A 21,847-nucleotide genomic window follows, 5' to 3' on the forward strand; every position below is an offset into this window, starting at 1 on the left:
TCCTATGGGACGGACCGCAGTGTGGCTCGTACTCGGTACGGGCGTGCTATACCCGATCGCGATCATTGGATTCGTGTCGTCGTGCCTGCCGCTCGATTTCGGTGGGGTCGACTGGCACGCGCACTCGTGGTCGGCCTACGCCCGCTTGCTGTTCGACCAGGATTTCGATGGCCAGTGGGTTTGGCAGGCGGGCTACGCATGGATATTCGCCCGATCGGTCTGGTTCGCGGTGTTGACCTCCGCGACCTGTCTGCTCATCGCATTTCCGACCGCACTCTGGGTCGTGGGTTTGCGGGCGCGATATCAACGGCTTTGCCTGTTGCTACTGATCGTGCCGTTCCTGGTGAGCCTCGTCGTGCGGTGTTATGGCTGGATGCTGCTGATCGCGGACAACGGGCTCCTGAATCGGCTCCTGAACGGGCTCGGCGACGAGGGCGCATTAGGCATCCTCTATACCGATTGGGCGACGCTACTTGGCCTCACCAACGTGTTCATCCCCTTCATGATTTTCCCGATCTACTCGGTGTTGCGACGCCTGGACTGGGAGACAGTAGACGCGGGAACCAGTCTTGGCGCATCGAAGTGGGCGGTGCTGACCCGATTGGTGGTGCCCGCCAGTATGCCGGGCATTCGAGCCGGCATCGGCCTCACTTTTATCCCGGCCTTCGGGTCGTATGTCGTGTCGGATTTGCTGGGCGGTGCGAAATCGATGATGGTCGGCAACCTTATCCAGCTGGCCTTCGGCCCCAACCGAGATTGGCCCAAGGGCGCTGCACTCGCGATCGTCGTCTTGGCATTCTCGCTGCTGGTTGCTTGGGCCGCGCGCTCTCGCCGTCCAGGCGGCCCGGGAGCGGGTGAGCTGGGCGTGCCGACCAAGTTTCGCGGCGGCGGGCTGGTGGGTGCGGCAGCTCTGGTGTTTCTCTATCTGCCGATCGTCGCGGTGGTGGTCATGAGCTTCAATCTCGGCAAGTCGGCGCTGATCTGGACGGGGTTCTCGCTGCACGCGTATCGGGATTTGATGTCGAACTCGGCGCTGCTAAGCGCCACGTGGAACTCGATTCAGCTCGCGGTCCTCACCTCGTTGATCGCGGTTGTCTTGGCATTGTCGGCTGCGTGGGCGATTCGCTCGAAAGCCACCCAAGGAGCGAGAGCGTCTGCATTGAGCGCGCTGATCCACGTTCCGCTGGTGGCGCCGGAAATCGTCCTGGCCGTGTCGACACTGCTTGGCTTCGCCGCGCTGTCGATCGACCTTGGATTCGGCGTGGTCCTGTTCGCGCACGTGGTCTTCTGCCTACCCGTAGCCTTCATCCCGATTCGAGCCAGTATGGATGCTATCGATGACGCGGTATTGGATGCCGCGAAGGGCCTAGGTGCCTCGCCGTCTCAGGTGCTGGCTCGCATCGTGGTGCCGTGTGTCGCACCGGGCATCGCGTCGGCGGTGATGCTGTCCTTCATCACTTCGCTCGATGACTTCGTGACGTCGTATTTTTTGTCCGGCGTGGGGGGAACCACGCTGCCTACTTACATTTACAGCATGCTTAAGCTCGAGATGACAACGGAAATCAACGCCGCGTCCACGCTTCTGGCGATCGCGACATGCGGTGTCGTCGCGGCCGGATATTGGCTCGCGCAGGTGAAGCTCCCACGCGGCGAAGCAACTCGCCGTGCGGAGACATTCGGTCCGAACTGGGACACGTTCGCAGGAGGCCGACTATGAAAACGACACTGCTGGCAACGCTGATCGCGATCTCGCTCCCTCTGCAGGCCGCAGAGCTGCACATTGGCAATTGGCCGGACTATTTCCCCCCGGCGTTGCTTCAAAAGTTCCAGAAGGAAACGGGGATCAAGACGACCCTCGACACCTACGACAGCGACGCAAGCCTGCTGACGAAGCTGCAGGCCGGTGGCGGAACCTATGACGTAGTGGTCGCCGGCGACTACTACGTTCCGATCCTGGCTAAGGACGGGCTGCTGACACGGCTGGATAAGACCAAGCTGCCGAACGTCTCGAACATCCGGCCGGAGTATCAACATCCTTCGTTCGACAAGAACCGCGACTATGCCATGCCCTATACGATCGTACTGACCGGCTATGCCTACGACAGTGCGCGTGTCCCGGGCGGCCACCTCGACGATTCCTGGGGACCGTTCTTCAACCCGCCCGCGAGCTTGCGAGGGGAGGTGGCCGACCTCGATGTCCAGGAGGAGCTTTACATGGCCGCCAGCTGGTTTCTGGGGCAGGACGAGTGCACGGAGAGCCCCGAGGACGCGAAGCGGGTCCTCGCAGTGCTCAAACAGCAGAAGCCCGCGGTCAAGCTCTATAGCAATGACGGCCCGGTCGATCGGATGGCATCGAAGCAGGTCATCGTCCAGCAGATCTGGAACGGCGCCGCGGTGCGTGCCGAAAAGGCGCTGCCTTCGGTCAAGTTCGTCTACCCGCGCGAAGGCGTCCGGCTGTTCATGGACAGCCTGCTCATCCCGGCGAAGGCGAAGAATCTCGACTCGGCCTACACCTTCGTCAATTGGATGATGCGGCCGGAGAACATAGCGGTTGTTTCCAATACATACATGTATGGAAATGAGATTGTCGGGTCCGAGCGTTTTGTTGATAAATCGCTTCTGTCGAATCCGGCATTCGCGACACCAGAGAATCTGAAATCGCGGCTGAAGCCTTATAAGGCGTGCTCGGTTCAAGCGATTAAGTTGCGAAACAAAGTATGGGAAATGCTCAAGTCTAACTAGGCATTCTGGATCGCGAGATTTCTGCGGCTGTATTGCGCCTTCCTCAGGGCAATACAGTCGGCAGGCGGTTTTGAAAAATCACCCAATTCGCGAGCTTCCTTAAGGCTCGCAGCTTTTCTCCGCCTGCACTTTTCTCGTGCCTCGTTGCAGGCGGCCTCGCGGTTTGCGCTCACGCCGATCGCGTTTTTTATTCAATGCTCGGAACACGGAAAGCGACATCGCAACGTGCTCGGAGATTCTTATTTATTAGGAGTGCAGATTGTGTCGGCAACGAAGCGCAGTCGGTGGCCGGCGCGCGGCCGCGCAAACACGCAAGGAGAGGGCGCGAAGCGACGTGACGGAGCGTCCCTGCCACACGCTGTCGTCTGTCTGCCCTGATATGGGCTGCTAACGGAGGCGCGACCGCCCGATTTTAGGCGGCTTGGCCGCGTTGATTCGCCTCGGGCCGTGGTCGTCGAGCGGCATGGTCAAGGGAGCGAATAGTTCCGAAAGCGATATCCCAAGCGGCCGGCACAACGCGGCGAGCGTCAAGACCGTTGTGTTGGCGGCGCCGGATTCGACTGCGCTGATCGCAACCCTGGAGACGGACGCCTCGTGAGCCAGATCTTCCTGGCTCTTGCCGGCCTGCAGGCGCACTTCCTTCAACCGCCGGCCGACGGCCTGGGTGATTGGGTTGCGCTCGAAAGTTGGGGTTTTGGCAGATGCGTTCATGCCCGAGAGCATGCATTGCCAACCGTACAAAAGCCATAATATGAACCATGCAGTCTTTGTTAAATTAACATTGCATTGCGCGCACCCGGTGCGCCTCGAGGATATGACGATGTCAGCATGCGATGAGAAAGCGGGAAAGCCTGTGGTGGACGGCGCCGTATCGGCGGAGCCGACCGGAAGATCCGATTTATATCGACCGGTGAGCGATCTGGTGGGCGTCGGCCGCATTGGCGCCGCGTTGGCCCGGGCGCTGGCCAGGCACACGAGCTCGCGCGCCGTCGCGCAGTTGAACGGCGATCGCGATGCCGGCACGCTCTCCGATGCAACGCTTCGGCGAGCCCAGCCCGGGCCGGACCTCGGGTCGCAGCCGGATCTTGTGTTCTTGCTCATCGCGTCCGGGGAGCCTCGCGCGCTTCAACTCGGGGAGAATGTTGGCGCCGCCAGGCGGGCGATTGGCTTACGCACCGTCGCGATCGTCATGCATGGAGCGGCCGCAGACCGGGAGACAGTCCAGAGCGCGACTGCCGGTCTCGCAGCCGTGGTCGATGCCATCGTCGTCACTCCCGAATTCCCTCACCTTAGCGTTCTCGACTCTCTTCTTCAGATTTACCGGACCGCGACTGGGGGCGACCCAGCGCGCGGCCGCAAGGTTGCCATGCCGGCCGGCAGCGAATTTTTGGACGTGAGGGGGGTGTTCAAGGCCGGCCGCCGCGGCGTCGTGGGTGTCGGCTTCGCTGCCGGTCCGGAGCGCATTTTCCAAGCGACGAGCGATGCCATCGAGGCGGTCAGCGAAACATCGTTGAGCACGGCGTCGGGCATGTTGGTGATCGTGGGCGGTGCGGAAACGCTTCGGCTAGGCGAGGTCGCGTCGGCCCTGTATCAGGTCCATGCTCGGACCCGGGGGGACGCGGAAGCGGTCCTCGCGTCTCACTACGACGAGCGCATGGGAGGTCTCGTGCGTGTGACTGTCGTCGCGGCAATATAGAGCCTCCGGCCACGCTGGACGTTTTCCGCATCGTCAATTTGGCGATGCCCTCGGGGAGCTGTGGATCAGCAGAAGCGTCGACCATTCACGAATGGCTCAACATTGGCGGTCGGCGCCACATCAAGTCTGCCCTTCCACACCTTAATGTGCTCGACTACAGGGCCTCATTGATAGTGTCTTTTGCATTACGTTAGGAATTGTCAAATACTATCGGAAAGCCGTCTTTGAATTAAACTGGCGTGCTAGAATCGTTAGACATTTGTCATCTCTGTATTTTGGAGATTATCTATTATGTGCTGCGCCATTCTACATTATATGTAGTAAATGTAATGCGGCGGGCGCATAAGAATAAAAATGGGGCAAAGATGAATGCGCAGGATATCGCACGGGCCATTCAGGGAGGCCTGATCCAGCAGGATCGTCTGCTCAGGCTCGACACGCCGCTGGGGGACAATGTCCTGCTGCCGCAACGGATGGTGGGCGGGTCACGGCTCGGGCGGCATTTTGAATTCACGCTCGATGTCCTGTCGACGAACGGCGATATCAAGCTCAAGAAACTGATTGGGCAGCCGGTCACTCTGTGGTTTCAGCAGTCGGACAAATCATATCGACCGCATCACGGATATGTTTATTCTGTCGGTCGGCTTGGGTCGGAGGGTGGACTCACCAGTTATCAGATCCGGTTTGCCTCATGGATGAATTTCCTAAAATTCCGGCATGACCGACGCATCTGGCAGGACAAGGCAGTCGATGAAATCCTCGCCGACGTGTTTAACGCCCACCCTCAGGCGAAAGGCCAGTTCAGCTTCGCGCTTTCAAGGCCGCTTGAACCCAGATCGTATTGCACGCAGTACGAAGACGACTGGAGCTTCGTTCACCGGTTGATGGAAGCGGAGGGCCTGTTTGGCATCTGGAAACAGGGCGAAGACGGCAAGTCACACACGCTGACGATTGCGGACCGTCTGGATTCCTGCGAACCGCTCGCTCCGCAGACAGTCCAGTTTTCGCGGTACGGCATGAACAGCGAAGTCGATGCCCTGGTTCACTGGTCCAGCGAGCGCATGCTGCACAGCGCCCTGCTGACGACGCGCACGTACGACTACAAGAGTCCGTCGTCGCTCGCCAATCCGAAGGGCACGAACGTTCCCACGGTCTCGCAGGAATTGCCGGAGCAGTTGGAAGTCTACGAATACACGGGGCCCTACAGTTATTTGAAGCAGGACCGTGGCGATCACCTGTCGAAGGTCCGCATGGAGGAGTGGGAATCGCGTGGGAAACGGTTTTACGGCACCGGCGGATTGCGCGGTGCCGACGCCGGCCGGTGGTTCGAACTGACCGGGCACCCGGAGCACGATCGCGATGCCCCAAACAAACGCCAGTTCGCGATCATCGAAACGCGGTGGCTGGTCGAGAACAACATTCCCGGCTCCAGTCACCACGCGAACTTTCCGCACAGCCTGCAGGGCCAGCTCGCCGAAGCGAAGGAAGAGCAGGGGAGCAGTGCGACCGGCGTCGTGCACCCGGACGGCTCGACGGGCGTCTACTTCGTTGAAATCGAAGCGCAGCGCAGATCCGTGCCGTTTCGTAGCCCGTTTGAACATCGCAAGCCGGTCATGCAATTGCAGACGGTGACGGTGACGGGGCCGGGCGGGCAGGAAGTCTACACAGACACCATGGGCCGCGTGAAAGTGCAGTTTCATTGGGACCGTATCGGGCAGCGGGACGAGCGCAGCTCGTGCTGGATGCGCGTCGCGCAGCCCTGGGCGAGCGGGGGCTTTGGCGGTATCCAGCTGCCGAGAATCGGCGACGAGGTTGTCGTCTCGTTTCTCGACGGCGACCCGGACCGACCTCTGATCACGGCCCGCGTGGGCAACGGCACGAACACGCCGCAATGGAGCCTGCCGACCCAGCACATGCTGTCGGGCTTCGTGAGCAAGGAAATCGGTGGCAGCCAGAACAACGTCTGGCTGAAGGACGATACGCAGGGGCAGGTCCAGACGCAGATCCGCAGCGATCACCTCGAGTCGGGTCTGCACGCGGGCTACATCACGCGGGTGACCGAGCCGGCGGGTCGTGGTGAGAAGCGTGGTGAGGGCGTCGAGTTGCGTACAGACGGCAATGCCGCGGTGCGTGGCGCGCGCGGGCTGCTGCTGACCACGCATCCGCGCGCCGGCGCGACCGGTGACGCGTTCAGTGTCGACGAGGTCAATCTTCAACTGGCCGGTGCGCAGGATACGGCGGCCAGTCTTGCTCAGTCAGCCCTATCCGCAGGGGCGCAGGACGGTGAGCAGAAAGCCGTGGCGAGCGAGCTAAAAGCGCAGGCGAAGGGCATTCAGGGCGGTGGTGCCCTGAAGCAGTTCGAGCAGCCGCATCTTGTGCTGGCAAGCCCAGCCGGCGTCGCCGCCAGCACGCCGGCGCAGATTCATCTGAGCAGCGGTAAGACCACCGCGCTGACGAGTGGCGAGCACGTGTCGATCAGCACTGGCGGTGGCTTCTTCGCCAGCGCACGCAAGGCGCTCCGTCTGTTTGTCGCCGAGGCCGGCATGCGGCTCGTCGCCGCGGCGGGCGATATCGATGTGAAGGCGTTGAAGGACAGCATCAATCTCCTCGCGAAGCTCAACGTGACGGTGACGGCCACGAAGATCACGATCAGTGCGCAGCAGGAGGTCGAGATCAACGGAGGCGGTAGCTATACCCGCTGGACGGCGGGGCAGATCAAGAGCGGTACGTCAGGTGGCTTCGAGGTGCACTCGGCGAGCAGGACGTTCGTCGGGCCTGACAGCGTGAGCACGCCGACCATTCCGGCGCTCCCGCCGGAGAAGGAGCAGTTGCATTTCGCTTTAGGCGCACTTCCAGGCGGCGCCGCACATCAATACGTGAGCGAGCCGTATGAACTGTACAAGGGTGGCACCAAAATTGGTGAGGGCGTTACGGACGAATTTGGCCGCGTGGTCGTGAACGACCACCAGCCAGGCACACCCGCCTATCAGGTCCGGCTGGCGAACGGCGGTCAGTTCGATATGGCGGTGAAGGACGCGCTACAAGGGGATCCGGATCACGCCGACCAGCGGAGCAATCGCGGTGAGCGGCTGGCCTGACCAGGTGAGCGACGTACTTCAAGGCAACCAGGGAAAAGAACGTGGCACAACTTCCTCTCGAAACACACAACCCGGTCGATGTCGCTATCGACGAAGCTGGCCGGGCAGCGCAGGGCTCGGTTCAATGGCTCCTTGAAAAGGACGTAGACAAGGACGTCATGCCGACCACAGGTAACGATCTCCAGTTCTTCGTCTGCGGCGAGGAAGGCTTCAAGGCGATTGCCAAGCAACTCATGGCGGCGAAATCAACGGTCGATATCTGCTGTTGGGGGTTTGATCCCGGCATGGAACTTTGGCGTGGCGCCGACTCACCAGCCGGTGTCGGCGCCCCGGGCCCAACCCAACAAGAACTTGACGCCAACAAGCCAATTTGGAACGGCTCCTTTGAACCCGGTTCGATGGCACTGCCGCTTGCCGCCAACCAGGTTCCTCCAACGCCACCCGGCGATTGGCCCCGTGGGATAGTGTACGGAGCGTTACTCGAAGAGATTACGCAGAGAGCGGTAGACCCCGTTACTGTCCGATTGATGATCTGGTTCGATCCGAGGGGCTCGCGCATTCAGAACAGCATGCCGGGGTTCACCGATGTTCCTGTTTCGTTGACCAGTCCGTTGCAAAGACACCTGCAAGTAAAACCTCCCTATGCGAACGAAAGACGCAACCAGTGGTGCATCGAATGGTGGAATCGAAATCTGCCCGACGGGGAAAGCAAACGCAGTGGCATCCGGTCTAAGAATCAGCGGCTGCAGATTGTTCTTCGTAGCATTCCGAGCGAGGATGTCAAGAAACTGATCGCAGCAACTCCGGCGGAAGAGGATGCTCCCAGCACCCACTCAGAGCTGGTGGATTACTACGCAGTCAATGAGAAGAGTCTGCTTGAAGATTACGCGACGCATCATCAAAAGCCGCTCCTGATCGACTACAACTATGACAATGGAAGTAAGGCGGTCGGCTTTGTGATGGGTTTGAATTCGGTCACGGACTACTGGGACAGGACCGCCCACGAAATCGATGATCCGCTGCGTGAGGAATGGATCTCCGACAACGTTCAATCCGAGCTCAAGCATGAGCAGGAAACGCAGGATCCTACTGGTCCGCTCAGCGCGGCGGTGTATACACGCACGAATCCGTATCAGGATTATGCCTGCCAGGTAGTCGGCAAAGCGTTGAAACGGCTGCACCAGAATTTCGAGCGCGGCTGGAAACCGTTCGCCCCGCCGCAATGGCAGACGAACGAACTAACCTCGCTGCCCTCCAAGATCCCGAGTCTCCCCGACGATCCCGCCTATCGCGTGCAGATTGTGCGTACCCAACCGCACGAACACGAGAAGACGATAAAGAGAGCCTATCTGCAGGCGACCAGTTTCGCTCGCAACTACATCTACATGGAGAATCAGTATTTCTTCTATCCGGAGTTTGCGAGGCACCTGAAACAGGAGCGGCAGAAATTCCACGAAGCGTGGTCGAAACTGTCGAACAAACCGCAGCAGGAAGCGCCAATCTTGCACCTGTTCGTTGTCACGCCGCATCCGCAAGACCCTGGCATGGTCCCACGTACCTACGATACGATGGCCGAGCTGGGCCATGGTGATGCCTGGAAGGGCGAACAGGTTCTGTCGGATAAGGGCAAGACCAGCGAAACGTACACGAACGCAAAGGGCGAAAACACATTTCATCCGGAAAGCGCGCAGGAACTGCGGGACACTATCGGTCTGAAGGTCAGCATCGCACGGTTACGCACCAGCGGAGTGACCGCCAATCAGGTGATGGCCTATCGCGAGATCTACATCCACGCGAAGTTGATGCTTATCGACGATGTCTTCGTGACAGTGGGAAGTGCAAACATGAACCAGCGCAGCATGTCCGTTGACAGCGAGATCAACATTTCAGCGACGGGGCCGAAGTGGGTGTCCCATCTTCGGGGGCGAGTATTTTCGCTCCTCTCAGGAGGAGCGACATCGGGCAGCGGAGATCGCGACCAGACGTCGATAGCATTCGATCTTTGGGAAGGACGGATGAAAGACAACCGAGACATCCAGAAGGACGGCAAGAGGCCAATGCAGGGATTCATACTTCCATTTATCGACCGCCGAACGGAAACCGTATTGCACGCACAAATCGACTCGCCCTCGTCCAGCAACACCTCTTCTATTGCCTGAACGGAGAAGATCTAGTGTCGATCTTGCCTTGGTGCAGAATCAGTTTGATTGCCTTGAGCGCATTCGCCGCGAGTGTTCACGCCGCGTTGCTACCAACACCGACTACCGAGCGTCCCGTTGCCATGTCTGATCTTCCGCGCTACGAAAAGCTGCCTTTGTTTAATCCGCATCGTACGACTTTTACCTGCGTGTATCAGGATCAGCATGTCCCACCGGTCGACCCGCAGGCTGAATTATGGTTTCAGCAGGCGCTCGCACTCGACAACCCCGATGTCGACTACCAGAAGCGCGACTATCCGAAGATTTATCAACTGTACGTTCAGGCTGCCGATCGTGGGAACTGGAAAGCCATGCTCAACCTTGCATCACTGATCCTCAGCAGTTATCCAGGTGTGCCTGAACACGACCCCGAAGTCGCGATCCAATGGGTTGAGAAGGCGATGCGGCTGGGTGTGCCAGATGCGTATGACATGATGGGTACGTATCATCAGAACGGAAGAATCAAGGGCGGTAATGCGACGAGTGCATTTGCATTCTTTCAGCGAGCTGCCGATATGGGCAGTCCATCTGCATTGGCATTTCTTGGGGAGAAGTTGGATGCGTCCCATGACGACCCGGATGAAGGGTTCTGGGGTAACCTTCCTGTCGCTACCAAGATGCTCGAGTGCGCTCTCGCGCAGGGCTACGGAGACGCCGCCGAAGAACTTGGCTTCGTTTACGCACGCCCCGGAACGGCGGAGGCCAAGCGACGTGCGCTCGAGGTTCTCCATGAAGGGGTGAGGCTGGGTAGCGCAAAGTGCGCGACAAAACTGTCCATCGAGTTCGGCGGTTTTAACCTGGCCGACGGACGAAATTTGCCGGGAGCCATCGACAGCGCCAGGGCTCAGCGATATCGCGCGATCAGTAGGACGCTGGAACATTATCAAGGACGCATCAAACTTCCGAACCTGGACAAGGTGCTTCCGCTGCCGCCGGCTGCGTTGCCGAAGTGGGACGGTAACGTGCAGACGTTGATCGATGGCGCGAAGCCCGTGACGCCGGCGCCCAAACTGCAGCAGGGCGCTGCTCAACAAGGTCGCGAACTTGTACAGCCCGGCTACGCTGTGGCATCGCTGGACACGAGCACGATCTCAGTTGCAGGCAACCAGGTTGTCCCGCGCGACGGATACTGGCTGGCGTTGTACGGGGCCGCGTCAGCAGAAAAATCCCAGCTCATTCCCGCCCGCGGGAACATGCCTGAGCGCTACCATGCCGGCGAGCGTTTCGAAGCGTCTCCGTTGAGCTGGCTCACTGCCGACCAGGTCCAGTGGCACTACCTGGGGGATGCGTACCCGTTGCCTCCACAGCGTGAAGATTTCCTGAAACACATGATCGAAGCTCGCTTGCTGAGACAGGTTCCCGAACTCCCTTCGCGCCTTATCTGTGGCGGCCAGCAGCAGTGCCCGCAAAGTGGCATATGGGAAGCTCGCGTTGCCGACGATCATGCGCTGGCCAGGCCATTCAACCGATGGAATCAGCAGACGTTCGTTGAGAAAGGCCAGGTGTTCCCGCAAGCCAGTGAGAGGTTTCCAGGCCTGGCGATGAACGATGTTCGATGGACTTACCTCGGGAGTCCGAACGCGGAAACCGGCATGCCTGGTATTCGCGAGATTAGCCTGTAACGACAACTGAGCGAAGTTCCGGCGTTGCCGGAGCTTCGACTTGCTGACCGGAGCGAAAGCATGGTTCGTCAGGTAATTGTGGTGGGCGACACGCTGGGGCCGCATGGCGGCACCGTCACGACGGGCTCGAGCGCGGACGTCGTGAACGGCAAGCCGATCGCCCGGAAGGGCGACGCCGTCGAATGCAACGAGCACGGAAGCCAGACCATCTCCGAAGGCGACGAGCACAGCATGGTCAACGGTCGCCCCGTGGCGTTGGAAGGCCACCATACGAGCTGTGGTTGCACACTCGTGAGTCGCTCGGCCACGATGTCATTTCCATGATCCGGTTCTCGCACATAGTTGCCGGAAGATGACGCAGCCAGCCCTTCCAGCGCAGGAGCAGCCGATCTCGCCCAGCTCGCTGGCATCGATGTTCCGCGAGGGCAGTCACCTGCGTCTTTGCGGTGACGCGCTCGACACGGGCTACATCTTTGATCTCGTGATGAGAGCATCGCTCAACCTGGGCGGACGCCCTGTCGCCTGCCACGATCTCCTCCCCGAGCTGTCGATGCGTGTCGTTGCCGGGCCGCTTCCCGAATCCGATGCGATTGCCTGGGGCAGGTACATCGATCACGCGTGGATCGCGGTAGCGGAGAAACTGACTGCACGCGCAGGCAGGTTCGAGGCCGGCGAGTGCATCACCGTGACTTCTCCCCAGGGCGTTGACGTCCGACTCGCTCGGACCGGCTCAGACATGGATCTTGAGTCGTGCGCCATGCGCGTCTCGGTCGAGTACAGCCCGGCGCTGGTCGCCCGTTTTCAGGTGGCCCGCCACGAAATGCCGCTGATCGGGCAGGACCACCGGACAGCGGCGCAGTTCGCGATCGCTGCACAGACGCGCCAGGCACCAGGCTATGCTGGCGCGGCGCGGATCGGCGACCTGATTCGCAATGCCCTTCTTCGAACGGAGGACGCCGCCGACGACCGGTTCGCCCGCCTGCCAATGCCCGTGCGCTACCGCGCCAGTGGCGCGCTCGAAGCCTGGACCAGGGTCCGCTCCGCGGCCGGCCGCACAGGGGCTGAGTTCACGCAGAGATTGCGGGATGATCCGGTCTCGCTGATGCGGTCGGATTTCGGGGCGTGGCTCGACTGGTGGAGTCGGGGCGATCCGAAGCTGTTCCGGAGCAGCGATGACCGCGGACGCGCTCACGGGAGTATTCCGTGGCAGATGTTCGACGTCTGTAAAGGCGCGCTGTTCGAGCCGACACCGCCGCTGCACCGGCTGCTCGACGACGCGTATATCGCCGACGACGTGCCGGTCTGCCTGCTTGCACCGCCGGAAGACACGATGTGCATCGTTCCTGATCCGTCCTGGTGGGGGCGGAGAGGGGGCGTTGACGCGATCATGCTCTGCCGCCGCCGGGCGGGTTCGCGCCCGGGATACGCCACCAGCGACGTAATCAATGTGGCCATGTGGAGTGAGGTTCGCGACGAGAGCTGGATTGAGACCGGGTTCCTTGCGATCCCGCTGGAAGATCCGCAGAAAACCATTAGCCAGTTTCTCGCGGATATCGATGGAGGGACCACCCATCAACCGCTGGCGGAGGTTGAGCGATCCATGCAGGTATGGCGACGCGTGCTCGACTACACGATCAAGATGCTGCTGTATCTCGCGACGGGCGAGGCGCAGGTAATTCACGATCGGGCATATTCGGACGCACCACGTAATCTGGGTCGGCTGGGCAAACGCCGGCGCGCCGAAAGGCTTGCGCAGATCGAATTGTTGTACGACCGGCACGTGGTCGGACCGGCCGTGCTCGACGAGTTGCCCGATGAGCCATCATCCGGTCTCGATGCTCATCGGCAGGTGCGCGGCCACTGGCGCCGCCCGCACTTCAAGATGCAGCCACACGGCCCGCAACGATCGCTTCGCAAGCTCGTCTTCATCGGCCCCACGGTAGTCCGGCCCGATCGCCTGGGGCTTTGATTTCGTCCACGTGAACCGTCGCTGGACTGGAGCGAGTATCGCGGCCTGATGCCGCGAACCCGTCTCATCCTCACGCAGAAGGGTGGGCCGTTCGAGCTAAGTGTGAAGTGCCGCGTCAGCTCTGCCGGCAAGCCGATGGAGTATTGGGACGCTGACACAGCCTGCAAAGTTACCTCACCGCGTTGTAGCGGCCCGCAGGCCTCGGCGTGGGCTACAGCAGTCATCCTAGACGGGGGACGCTTGCCACCCGATTGATTGCGAATGGGCACTCGCTCGAAATGGTTCAAACCCTCCTTGGGCACGCGCACCTGGATCATGTTGCAGCGTACCTGGGCACGTCCCGGCGGGAACTGCTTGCAAGCGTGGCTGGGATCGACATACCCGTCCATCGCGACGACGCCTTGGGCGCTTGACGGACATCCCCGATGGGGATATACCGTGAAACACGGAAAATGCCGATATTGAAGGGTTAGATGGCCACAAACAGACAGTATTCCGACCTCCCACAACAGGAGTTCTTGCGCTACGCGATGGACCAGCTAGAGATGACGCGCGATGAGTTCGCAGCGCGTGTGAGCGTCGCTAGACGCACCTTGGATAAATGGCTCCTACCTAGCCAATCCCCGGACTTTCGGAGCATGCCCGACATGGGCCGCTCTTACGTGCAAGAGATTCTAGAGTGGCAGAAGAAAAAGGCTTGAACATCCCCATTGGGGATATACGATGCGGTCATATATCGGCGCTTCCGCCGATGACTAGGCGAAGCAAAACGGAAACCGCCGGCGGCAGTGAGCCTGGAGGGCATTGAACAAAGGTACCGCTGCCAGCACATCGTCGTCACTGAAGCTGGGTTCGGGAAGATGCAGAGTGCCGGCCTCGGGCCGCGATTGGGATAGCAAGGAAAACGCCATGAAGGTTGATCGTCGCTGCCCCCGATGTCGCACGCATGCCTATCATTGGATTCGGACACCGAAGACCGACGACGATTCTCTCGTAGACCTACCGCTCGCGGACTGGCCTGCCGACATAATCCCGCGTCGGGTCATGATCGACTGCGCCTCGTGCGGCCACGCATGGCGGGGCCAGTTGATCCGCCTTGAGCGAGGCTACGCGTTTTAAGCAGACAGTAAAACGTCGGCCTGGCCGGCGCCAAGGACAACTCGATGCAAATCACACTCGACACCGCTAAGGCGGTCTACCGCAAGGCAATCGACCCGAGCACAGGTGACGGTGAAGGAGCGGCATGGTGGAGTGAAGTGGCCGACGAAGTTCGCGACGTGATCGCTGCGCGCTCGTTGGGCGACGCTGCCGCCGTGATCGCATGGTGGCATCACGATTGGACGGAGGTATCAGACACGTCGCGCGATGCCGCCCGCCGGATTCGAGCGGCGGCCCGAGCGCTGCGGTCGAACGCGTAGGAAAACTGAATTGAGCAGGGCACTCGACAAGGCGATGTGCGGGCCGGTGGCCGCGCGGGCCGGCTAACCTCACGGGAAGTAGCATCATGAATCAAGAACAGAAGATCAAGCAGCTTGAAGCGCAGTTGGCCATGATGGTGACGGCGGCCAAGAAAGTCCTGTCCGATATTGACGACGACGGCGTGGCGGAGCGCCACGATATGGCCGTGCTGGCATTGCGCAACGCGGTGAAGCTAGGCTCGGCGGGGGAGATTCTGTCGGTGGTCGCATGTGCGCGGCGCGTGCATAGCAAGTTCGGTGCAGACAGTGACTGGACCGAATGGCGCGATCTCGCAGAATCTTTGGAAGCGCTGGACGCTGCTCTGTACCGATAAGCGCGGAACACGGCGGTCGTGCCGGCACGAAGGAAAATTACTGCAAATGAACATTAGCGAAGCCAAATTCGAGTCGGTCGTTCAGACGATGGTTGCACTTCTCGAGGCGAAATTCTCGGACGTCACGATCATCACGAAAAGTGGCGATCAGGCGCCCTTCTGTTTGCCAATCGTGACGGCGTGGGATGCACTGCGGGGTGCCCTTGCCGCGAGCGGAATCTCCGTGGGAGGAGAGGAAAGGGTGTTCAATGTATCGGCCAACAAGGGGCGGAACTACGTCGTCACGTTGGGCGCTTCATACACGCCCAGGGTGGTCCAGTCGAAGGTCTGTCGGGACCTTGGGACGCCCTACCTACGCACGATCTGGACTGCGGAATCTGGAAAAGCAATGTCATTGCATGTAGCTTGCGCAGTGCGTGCTGCAGTGGCGATGGCCGAGCAGCAGTGACAACGGAAAACATGAAAAGACAAAACGATGTGGGTACTTTGCCTGTATGGACCGTTGTGGTGTCACTACTCGGACCAGCGGTTGCACTGATCTTCCTGTTCGCATGCCGTAGCTCCGGTCTGTCGTGGTGGATTGGCGTACCAGCGGCGACGGCTGCTGTCGTCGCCAGTGTGCTCTTGGACGGGACCATTGAGCGCAGGTATTTGCCTTCTCGCGATAAAAGGTGATCTGAAAACAATGGAACTGAGCAACTGGCGCGAGTTTAGCGCGGGCGAAGAATGGTTCGCGGGTAGGGCGCTTTGGGTATGGGCACCCTCCTGGGAAGAACCTCGGCTGGTCACGGCAGATCGGGAAGACGACTTCGACTGGTTTTACGCGAGCGGACCGAAGCTCGAAGATGCAAGCTGGGAGTTCCCCACGCACTGCTGCGACCCTGTGCCACCGGCCCAGCCGGTAGCCTGAAAACACCACGGAAATCGCCGCCTGGCCGGCACAACGGAAAACGAGGAAACGTCGATGAATGGGACGTTCAAAGTAGTGAAGTGCAGAGCATTGGTAGATGATCAAGAGAAGCACTGGATCATGTCTGATGTTGGCGACAACGCTGTCAAAGCGCGTCAGATCTTCGACGACGTGCAGTTGCTCTCGGAGTTCTCGATCAGCGATAGCGTCGTCGTGACTACATCCGATCCCGGTGCCGCCGGCCTTTTCACGTTTGTCGATGCGGCGATGAGCATGAGCGAATGCATTGCGTATACCGTCCAGGTGAACGGCGACGACTTGTCCATCGAACGTTGAATCAGGGCCAAGGAAAGCAGCAATGATCGATCTGCAACGTCCTCTCTCGCCTATACTGGCGGCTCTTCTGTTGAAGGAGTTCTCGGACGAAACAGTCAGTGAGTGGGCGGCAATCGTTGCCCTTGGCGCAGAAGGCGAGACGGTGGCGATGAACCGCTTCTTCACTGGCCTCGACGAGCATCGTCTTGATCTGCGGAGCGAGGATGGGTGCGAGCTCTTTTGCGATGTCGTCCTAGGCTACCTGGAATCGCTTCTCGATCCGGGCACCAGCTTGTTCGTCAGGTCCGGTATTCAAGAGACAGCATCCAGCGCTACAACGGTGTGGGATCAAATGTCGGACATGCAGCAAACGGGGCTATGGCGTGAAGCGGCACGACTTCACGCAGTGGTAGTTCCATTGGTCTTCAAATAGATTGGAGAGCGCCGATGGCTCAGCCGCTGGGTGAGAATTGCGGATCAGTAGCATTGCCAGCTCTCGTGATCGCTGAGGCTGGCAAGCTGGCCGCCGAGGTGTTTTTGGCGGCCGAGGAACAGGCGTTCTGCGGCGACGAAGTCGAAACTTCGTCGGTCCCGGCGTGGGCCTTGCAGGATGGTGCCGCTTGGCTGCCGGATCTGGAGGCCTTGGGCTACCGCCGACAGCGGGCGGATGTCTTTGGGCGCGAGCGTCGGGAGCTTCTGGTGGCCACGGCTGGCGTCGAGCCACACACCGATGATGAAGGGCTGGTGCTGATGGTCGTGCTTCATAACGACGGGCTGGTGTTCAAGCAGGGGCGCGTCAAGCATGCCCCCAATGCCGGCGACTGGTTTGTTTTCGACGACCGGAAGGCTCACGGAGTCGATGGGGGGACAGATGATGGCCGAGAAATGTTTGTGGGTTGGAACATCCCGATCGAGCGCATTTAGAAAGGAAGACGCTGGCGCTGCCGGCCCAAAGGGAAACGGGATAAACATGAACCACCTGGAAGCGTTAGCCAAGGAATGGCTAGACTGGACTGGCCATATCGTGAGAGCCAACGTGCGAGTGGGCAAGCGCCTCGCTGGTGGGCATGATATGGAGGTCGATGTCGTCGGATATTCTCCGAACGAAGGGATCATCCGACATTAAAAACTGTCACTGGACGCCCACACCTGGGAGAAACGCGAACTACGCTTCGAAAAGAAGTTCCGGCTAGCGCGACTCTACATGTTCTCCGAGCTTTTTCCGTTTCTGTCAGAAAGCACCCCGATCGAGCAGTATGCCGTGCTTCCAAGCAGCAACGCTGTGGGGCTTGCTGGCGCTCACGTTGTTTGCGTAGACGACTTTATAGCGTTGATCGCCCGCGATGTAATGGCGGAAGGTATGGCCGTGCGAGCTGCGATTTCAGAGCAGTATCCGCTTCTGCGTCATACGCAACTTCTCCTTTGCGGGTACCGGAAGAAGCCGAACATCTTGGACAATTTTCCCCACGTAGCCCAGGCCTCGACGCTAGCTCAGGTAGTAGCTACCATCGCGGACAAATAGGAAATCGCCGGCCTGGCCGCCACAACGGAACTGCAGCTTTGACAAACAAGATGAGCACTACCGAAAAACGTACTGAAGACTTTGATGCTGGTGTCGCGGAGGCGGAAGCCGCTCTCCGTGCTTCTGACAAGCCGATCTTTCTCGAGGATGAAGTCGCGCTTGACCTGACAATCGATGCCTATGCTATGGGCTGGAACTCGGTTTGTGCTGGCGAAGAAAATCGGCAACGGTGGGCGAATGTGAAGCAGCCGAGTTCGCTGTAAGCAAAAATGACCGGAGAACGGACATGAAAAGGATCAAATCATTCGGGATGAATTTGCTAGGGGCAGTCAGCGTGCTAGGTGATTGGTTCTCGCTCGGAGTCTCGGCGGGCCTCGTCGCCGCCCTCGTTTTGACCGGTATCCTGACGCATCGCATTGGCGCGCTCGACGGTCTGCATAACTATGCCGTGGCCATCCTGGTCAGCGCGGCCCTGGTGACCGTCTCCGTTCTCGCAGAGAAGCTTCATTCGCGGCGCCAGCAATCATCGGAAGACGTTGGCCTGGCCGGCACCAAGGAAGGCGTGATAAGTAGAGGTGCGCGACGATGAAAGACGTGCATGCATAACGTGAGCTGGCGAGCATGGTTCGGCCAGTGACCTGCGCGCCGGTCGGTCGCCGCGCGGGGACTCCGGCCGGCGCGAGTTGAAGACCAGGGTTTGGGGCGGCGCCGCTAACCCTTCCGACTACCGCACGTGTGGCGGTGAGCTGGTGGGTGAGCTTGACGATCAGATGGGGCGGGCTGCCGGACAAGGGTCGGGCTAGCATCGGCGTGCCGCGAAGCTGTCACGCGCAACCGGTCGGCGGACAAAAACGAATCTGGAAACGGGGGAGGAAGGGGGGCAGAATTAGCGCCCTCTTTCATTCGCCTGGCCACCACGCCTGAGGCTCAGGGCGATTCTGGTCGATGAGGTAATCGTCGAGATTTTTATCTTGCAGCCACTTCGGCTTCGGCCCCCGGCCCGACCACTTGTTTCCGCTGCTCGGATCGTAGTATTTCGCCGGCGCGCGTCGGCGTTTGGGCATCTTGAAACCGGCCGCGATCAACAGCTCGTCCTGCGTGATCCCAAGCGACTGCGCGTGCTCTTTTATCGCAGCAAGGAGGGCACGCTTTTCCTCGACTCTTGCGTCGGCCAGTTGGATATTGATGTTGCGCAGCTGAGATTGCAATTCGGTGATTGTTGACGTCACGCGTACCTCGGTACTTGAATGTTGGAGAGTGATGCTACGTTGGCTCGGACCAAGGCCGCGAACCGGACCTTATCACTACCGTGAACGACGAGAAGTTAACGGACGGCCTACAGGTTATTTTATCAAGCGGGATTCGTTATCAGAACAAGTAGGCAAAGGATCGCAAGAATAGGCATTTTGTGCGCGGCCGGTTCTGATTAAGATCAATTCCTCGGGTCGACACCTGTTGACACGCGATACCGATCCGTCTGCGTCGACCATGGATAACCCTTCCGACTTCCCCAAGCTGCTTGCCCTGCCGGAGCGCGAGAGCCGGCCGTTGTCGATTCGCGCCAAGGCGATCGTGTTCGCCGATCCCGCCTCGCGCGCAGTGCTACGTTTCGCCGAGCAGCTCGGGCCGACCCTTGCGCCCGTGCTGATCCTTGGCGAGACGGGCACCGGCAAGGAACTGGTGGCGCGTCATATCCACGAACTGAGCGGGCGCAAGGGCGCCTTCATCGCGGTGAACTGCGGTGCGATCAGCCAGCAGCTCGCCGAGAGCGAACTGTTCGGCCACGAGGCCGGCGCCTTCACGGGCGCGCAGGGGCGCCGTACCGGTTATTTCGAGGAGGCCCACCAGGGCACCATCTTCCTCGACGAGATCGGCGACCTACCGCTCGCGCTGCAGGCCAAGCTGCTGCGGGTGCTGCAAGAGGGCGAGGTGACGCGGGTGGGCGCGACGCGTGCCCGCGCGGTGGACGTGCGCGTCGTCGCTGCCACCCATGTCGATCTCGAACAGGCCGTGCTGGCCGGCAACTTCCGCATGGACCTGTTCTATCGGATCAATCTCGCGCGGGTGCGCCTGCCGCCGCTGCGCGAGCGGCCGCACGACATCCTGCCGCTGGCCGAGCACTTTCGCGCACGTTACTGCCGGCAGCTGCAGCGGGCCCAGCCGATGCTCTCCGAGGGCGCGAGCCAGGCGCTGCTCGCCTATCCCTGGCCCGGCAACATCCGCGAACTCGAGAACGTGATGCATCTGGCGCTGCTGGTATCGAGCGGCAACCTGATCCGCGAGGAACACCTGAAGTTCTCGGAGGCGCTGGCGGGCCAGGCCCGTGCCGGGCAGGCCGAAAACGTGCTGCCGCAGGACGAGATCCGTGCCGGCGTGCGGCGCCTGTTCCGCGCGCCCGGCGAGAGCCTGCTGCGCGATCTCGAGGAACTGGTGGTGGGCGAGGCCTTCGAGCATTGCCGCTACAGCCAGGTGCGCACCGCCGCGCTGCTGGGCGTGACGCGCAATACCATGCGCACCCTGCTGGCACGCTACGGGCTGCTCAACGATCCGCGCCCGGAAGCGGCTTTCGACGACTGACACCTTGCGCCCGGCGCGTGCCGCCCGGGTGGATCGCGCGCCGCGCGAGCGATGGGGGCGATGGGCGCCTCATTGTGCCGCCGCGCCGTTTCCCATCGCCAGCCGTCGTACGCGGGGCAAGACGTGCTCGCCGACGCGCGCGACTTCCTCCAGGTTCGGATACGAGGACAGCAGGAAGCCGTCGATGCCGAGCGCGCGGTATTCGTCCAGGCGCTGCGCGACCTGGTCGTGACTGCCGACAACGGCGGTGCCCGCGCCCCCGCGCGTGAGGCCGACGCCGGCCCACAGGTTCGGATAGACCTCCAGCTCGCGCAGCGAGCGCGGCCCGCGCCGGCTCAGCGCGGTCTGGCTGTGCTGGGCCACCGAGTCGTAGGCGTCGAGCGCACGCTGCGCCTTCATGTAGATGCCGTCCGAGACGCCGCGCAGCAGTTCGTCGGCGCGCGTCCAAGCGGCGCGTTCGCTGTCGCGCGCGATCACGTGCACGCGCAGGCCGAAGCGCACGCGGCGCCCATGCATGGCGGCCAGCGCGCGCAGCCGCGCGATGCGGGCACGCACCATGGCGGGCGGCTCGCCCCACAGCAGGTAGGTATCGGCTTGGCCGGCGGCCACCAGTTCCGCTGCGCCCGAGGCGCCGCCCAGGTACAGGGCGGGCGGCGCGGCGAGCGGCTCGCCGGCCTGCGCAGGGCTCAGCGCGTAGTGGCTGCCGGCCACGCTGTGGCCCGCGCCGAGCCACATGCGGCGCAGCACGCGCAGGCATTCCGAGCTGCGCTGGTAGCGCGCGTCGTGGTCGAGGAAGTCGCCGAGCGCGCGCTGCTCGTAGGCGCTCGAGCCGTTGGCCGCGAACAGGCGCAGCCGGCCGCCGCCCAGCCGCTGCAGCGTGGCCGCCTGGGCGGCGATCCGCTCGGGCGTTTCCAGCCCGGGCCGGAACGTGACGATGAAGGCGATCCGCCGCGTGGCGCGCGTGAGCTGGGCGGCTACCAGCCAGGGATCCTCGAAGCCGGTCGCGGTCGGCACCAGCAGGCTGTCGAAGCCGGCGGCCTCGGCCTCCCGGGCGACGCCGCGCAGGTAGTCGGGCGTGGGCGGACGGAAGTCGCGCAGATAGGTGGGCAGGCGCGGCAGGCCGCTGTTGGCCAGATGCGGGCCGTCGCCGTTGGTGGGCAGGAACCAGGCGAAGTCGAGGCTCATGAGGATCGGTGTTCCCGATGAGGGGCCGCGCGCGGAGCGTCGGCCACGGTGAGGGCGCAGCGGAACAGCTCGCGCGCCGAAGGCAGGGGCAGCGCGCGCGCCGCGCTGACGCGCGCGAGCGCCTCGAACACGGCCGGGTCGGGCCGCGCAACGGCGATCAGGCCGTCGCAGAACGGTGCGGCGCGCAGGTTGTCGGCGGGGTCCGCCGCCATCCAATAGAG

General features: G+C 61.4%; 21 protein-coding genes and 1 pseudogene. 18 read left to right on the top strand and 4 right to left on the bottom strand.

The window, feature by feature from the left end:
* Positions 1-19: 19 nt before the first annotated feature.
* Positions 20-1,717, top strand: a complete 1,698-nt coding sequence (locus F3J18_RS01970; RefSeq protein WP_166911052.1) for an ABC transporter permease subunit — start codon at positions 20-22, stop codon at positions 1,715-1,717.
* Positions 1,714-2,742 (top strand): extracellular solute-binding protein, encoded by a 1,029-nt coding sequence (locus tag F3J18_RS01975; RefSeq protein ID WP_166911054.1) that lies wholly within the window; start codon positions 1,714-1,716, stop codon positions 2,740-2,742. The genes F3J18_RS01970 and F3J18_RS01975 overlap by 4 nt, the downstream gene beginning before the upstream one ends.
* Positions 2,743-3,129: 387 nt before the next feature.
* On the opposite strand, the gene F3J18_RS01980 is transcribed toward F3J18_RS01975, so the two are convergent.
* The gene (locus tag F3J18_RS01980) at positions 3,130-3,465 is read right to left on the bottom strand and encodes a helix-turn-helix transcriptional regulator (protein WP_166911056.1); all 336 of its coding nucleotides are present in this window, start codon (positions 3,463-3,465) and stop codon (positions 3,130-3,132) included.
* A gap of 28 nt (positions 3,466-3,493) precedes the next feature.
* On the opposite strand from F3J18_RS01980, the gene F3J18_RS01985 reads away from it, so the two are divergent.
* From F3J18_RS01985 to F3J18_RS02055, 15 genes are all read left to right on the top strand, one after another.
* Positions 3,494-4,438 carry a cell division protein FtsZ gene (locus tag F3J18_RS01985; RefSeq protein WP_240154513.1) on the top strand — a complete coding sequence of 315 codons (945 nt, stop codon included), beginning with the start codon at positions 3,494-3,496 and terminating at the stop codon, positions 4,436-4,438.
* 365 nt (positions 4,439-4,803) lie between these two features.
* Positions 4,804-7,536 carry a type VI secretion system Vgr family protein gene (gene tssI / locus F3J18_RS01990; RefSeq protein WP_166911058.1) on the top strand — a complete coding sequence of 911 codons (2,733 nt, stop codon included), beginning with the start codon at positions 4,804-4,806 and terminating at the stop codon, positions 7,534-7,536.
* A gap of 41 nt (positions 7,537-7,577) precedes the next feature.
* The gene (locus F3J18_RS38635; RefSeq protein WP_166911060.1) at positions 7,578-9,695 is read left to right on the top strand and encodes a phospholipase D-like domain-containing protein; all 2,118 of its coding nucleotides are present in this window, start codon (positions 7,578-7,580) and stop codon (positions 9,693-9,695) included.
* A 122-nt stretch (positions 9,696-9,817) separates the two neighbouring features.
* Positions 9,818-11,356 (top strand): DUF6396 domain-containing protein, encoded by a 1,539-nt coding sequence (locus F3J18_RS02000; protein WP_166911062.1) that lies wholly within the window; start codon positions 9,818-9,820, stop codon positions 11,354-11,356.
* A gap of 60 nt (positions 11,357-11,416) precedes the next feature.
* Positions 11,417-11,680 carry a PAAR domain-containing protein gene (locus F3J18_RS02005; RefSeq protein WP_166911065.1) on the top strand — a complete coding sequence of 88 codons (264 nt, stop codon included), beginning with the start codon at positions 11,417-11,419 and terminating at the stop codon, positions 11,678-11,680.
* Positions 11,681-11,708: 28 nt separating this feature from the next.
* Positions 11,709-13,325: a hypothetical protein gene (locus F3J18_RS02010; protein WP_240154512.1), complete on the top strand. Its 1,617-nt coding sequence runs from the start codon at positions 11,709-11,711 to the stop codon at positions 13,323-13,325.
* A 206-nt stretch (positions 13,326-13,531) separates the two neighbouring features.
* Positions 13,532-13,738 carry a tyrosine-type recombinase/integrase gene (locus tag F3J18_RS38030; protein ID WP_345891676.1) on the top strand — a complete coding sequence of 69 codons (207 nt, stop codon included), beginning with the start codon at positions 13,532-13,534 and terminating at the stop codon, positions 13,736-13,738.
* A 750-nt stretch (positions 13,739-14,488) separates the two neighbouring features.
* Positions 14,489-14,743 (top strand): hypothetical protein, encoded by a 255-nt coding sequence (locus F3J18_RS02020; protein ID WP_166911067.1) that lies wholly within the window; start codon positions 14,489-14,491, stop codon positions 14,741-14,743.
* Between the two features lie 86 nt (positions 14,744-14,829).
* Positions 14,830-15,117 carry a hypothetical protein gene (locus F3J18_RS02025; protein WP_166911069.1) on the top strand — a complete coding sequence of 96 codons (288 nt, stop codon included), beginning with the start codon at positions 14,830-14,832 and terminating at the stop codon, positions 15,115-15,117.
* A 46-nt stretch (positions 15,118-15,163) separates the two neighbouring features.
* Positions 15,164-15,565: a hypothetical protein gene (locus F3J18_RS02030; RefSeq protein ID WP_166911071.1), complete on the top strand. Its 402-nt coding sequence runs from the start codon at positions 15,164-15,166 to the stop codon at positions 15,563-15,565.
* Positions 15,566-16,081: 516 nt separating this feature from the next.
* Complete coding sequence (locus F3J18_RS02035; RefSeq protein WP_166911073.1) at positions 16,082-16,363, top strand: hypothetical protein; 282 nt, start codon at positions 16,082-16,084, stop codon at positions 16,361-16,363.
* Positions 16,364-16,385: 22 nt separating this feature from the next.
* On the top strand, positions 16,386-16,775 hold the full coding sequence (locus tag F3J18_RS02040) for a hypothetical protein (protein ID WP_166911075.1): 390 nt from the start codon (positions 16,386-16,388) through the stop codon (positions 16,773-16,775).
* Between the two features lie 14 nt (positions 16,776-16,789).
* Entirely contained in the window at positions 16,790-17,266 is a 477-nt protein-coding gene (locus F3J18_RS02045; protein WP_166911077.1) for a hypothetical protein, read from the top strand.
* Positions 17,267-17,914: 648 nt separating this feature from the next.
* On the top strand, positions 17,915-18,127 hold the full coding sequence (locus F3J18_RS02050; protein WP_166911079.1) for a hypothetical protein: 213 nt from the start codon (positions 17,915-17,917) through the stop codon (positions 18,125-18,127).
* Between the two features lie 23 nt (positions 18,128-18,150).
* Entirely contained in the window at positions 18,151-18,453 is a 303-nt protein-coding gene (locus F3J18_RS02055) for a hypothetical protein (RefSeq protein ID WP_166911081.1), read from the top strand.
* Positions 18,454-18,763: 310 nt separating this feature from the next.
* Here the strand turns inward: F3J18_RS02055 and F3J18_RS02060 are convergent, their stop codons facing one another.
* Positions 18,764-19,093, bottom strand: coding sequence for an H-NS histone family protein (locus tag F3J18_RS02060; RefSeq protein WP_166911083.1), 330 nt, complete (start codon positions 19,091-19,093; stop codon positions 18,764-18,766).
* A gap of 259 nt (positions 19,094-19,352) precedes the next feature.
* Here F3J18_RS02060 and F3J18_RS02065 point away from each other — a divergent pair, with 259 nt between their 5' ends.
* A complete protein-coding gene (locus F3J18_RS02065; RefSeq protein ID WP_166911085.1) occupies positions 19,353-20,441 on the top strand; it encodes a sigma-54 dependent transcriptional regulator in 1,089 nt (362 codons plus the stop codon).
* A 69-nt stretch (positions 20,442-20,510) separates the two neighbouring features.
* Here F3J18_RS02065 and F3J18_RS02070 read toward each other — a convergent pair whose 3' ends face one another.
* A complete protein-coding gene (locus tag F3J18_RS02070) occupies positions 20,511-21,626 on the bottom strand; it encodes an LLM class flavin-dependent oxidoreductase (RefSeq protein ID WP_166911087.1) in 1,116 nt (371 codons plus the stop codon).
* Positions 21,623-21,847, bottom strand: a pseudogene (locus tag F3J18_RS02075) (hypothetical protein); the annotation flags it as partial. The gene F3J18_RS02070 and the pseudogene F3J18_RS02075, both read right to left, overlap by 4 nt.

It is taken from the genome of Burkholderia sp. Ax-1720, from assembly GCF_011753035.1.
In the GTDB taxonomy this organism is placed as follows: domain Bacteria; phylum Pseudomonadota; class Gammaproteobacteria; order Burkholderiales; family Burkholderiaceae; genus Burkholderia; species Burkholderia gladioli.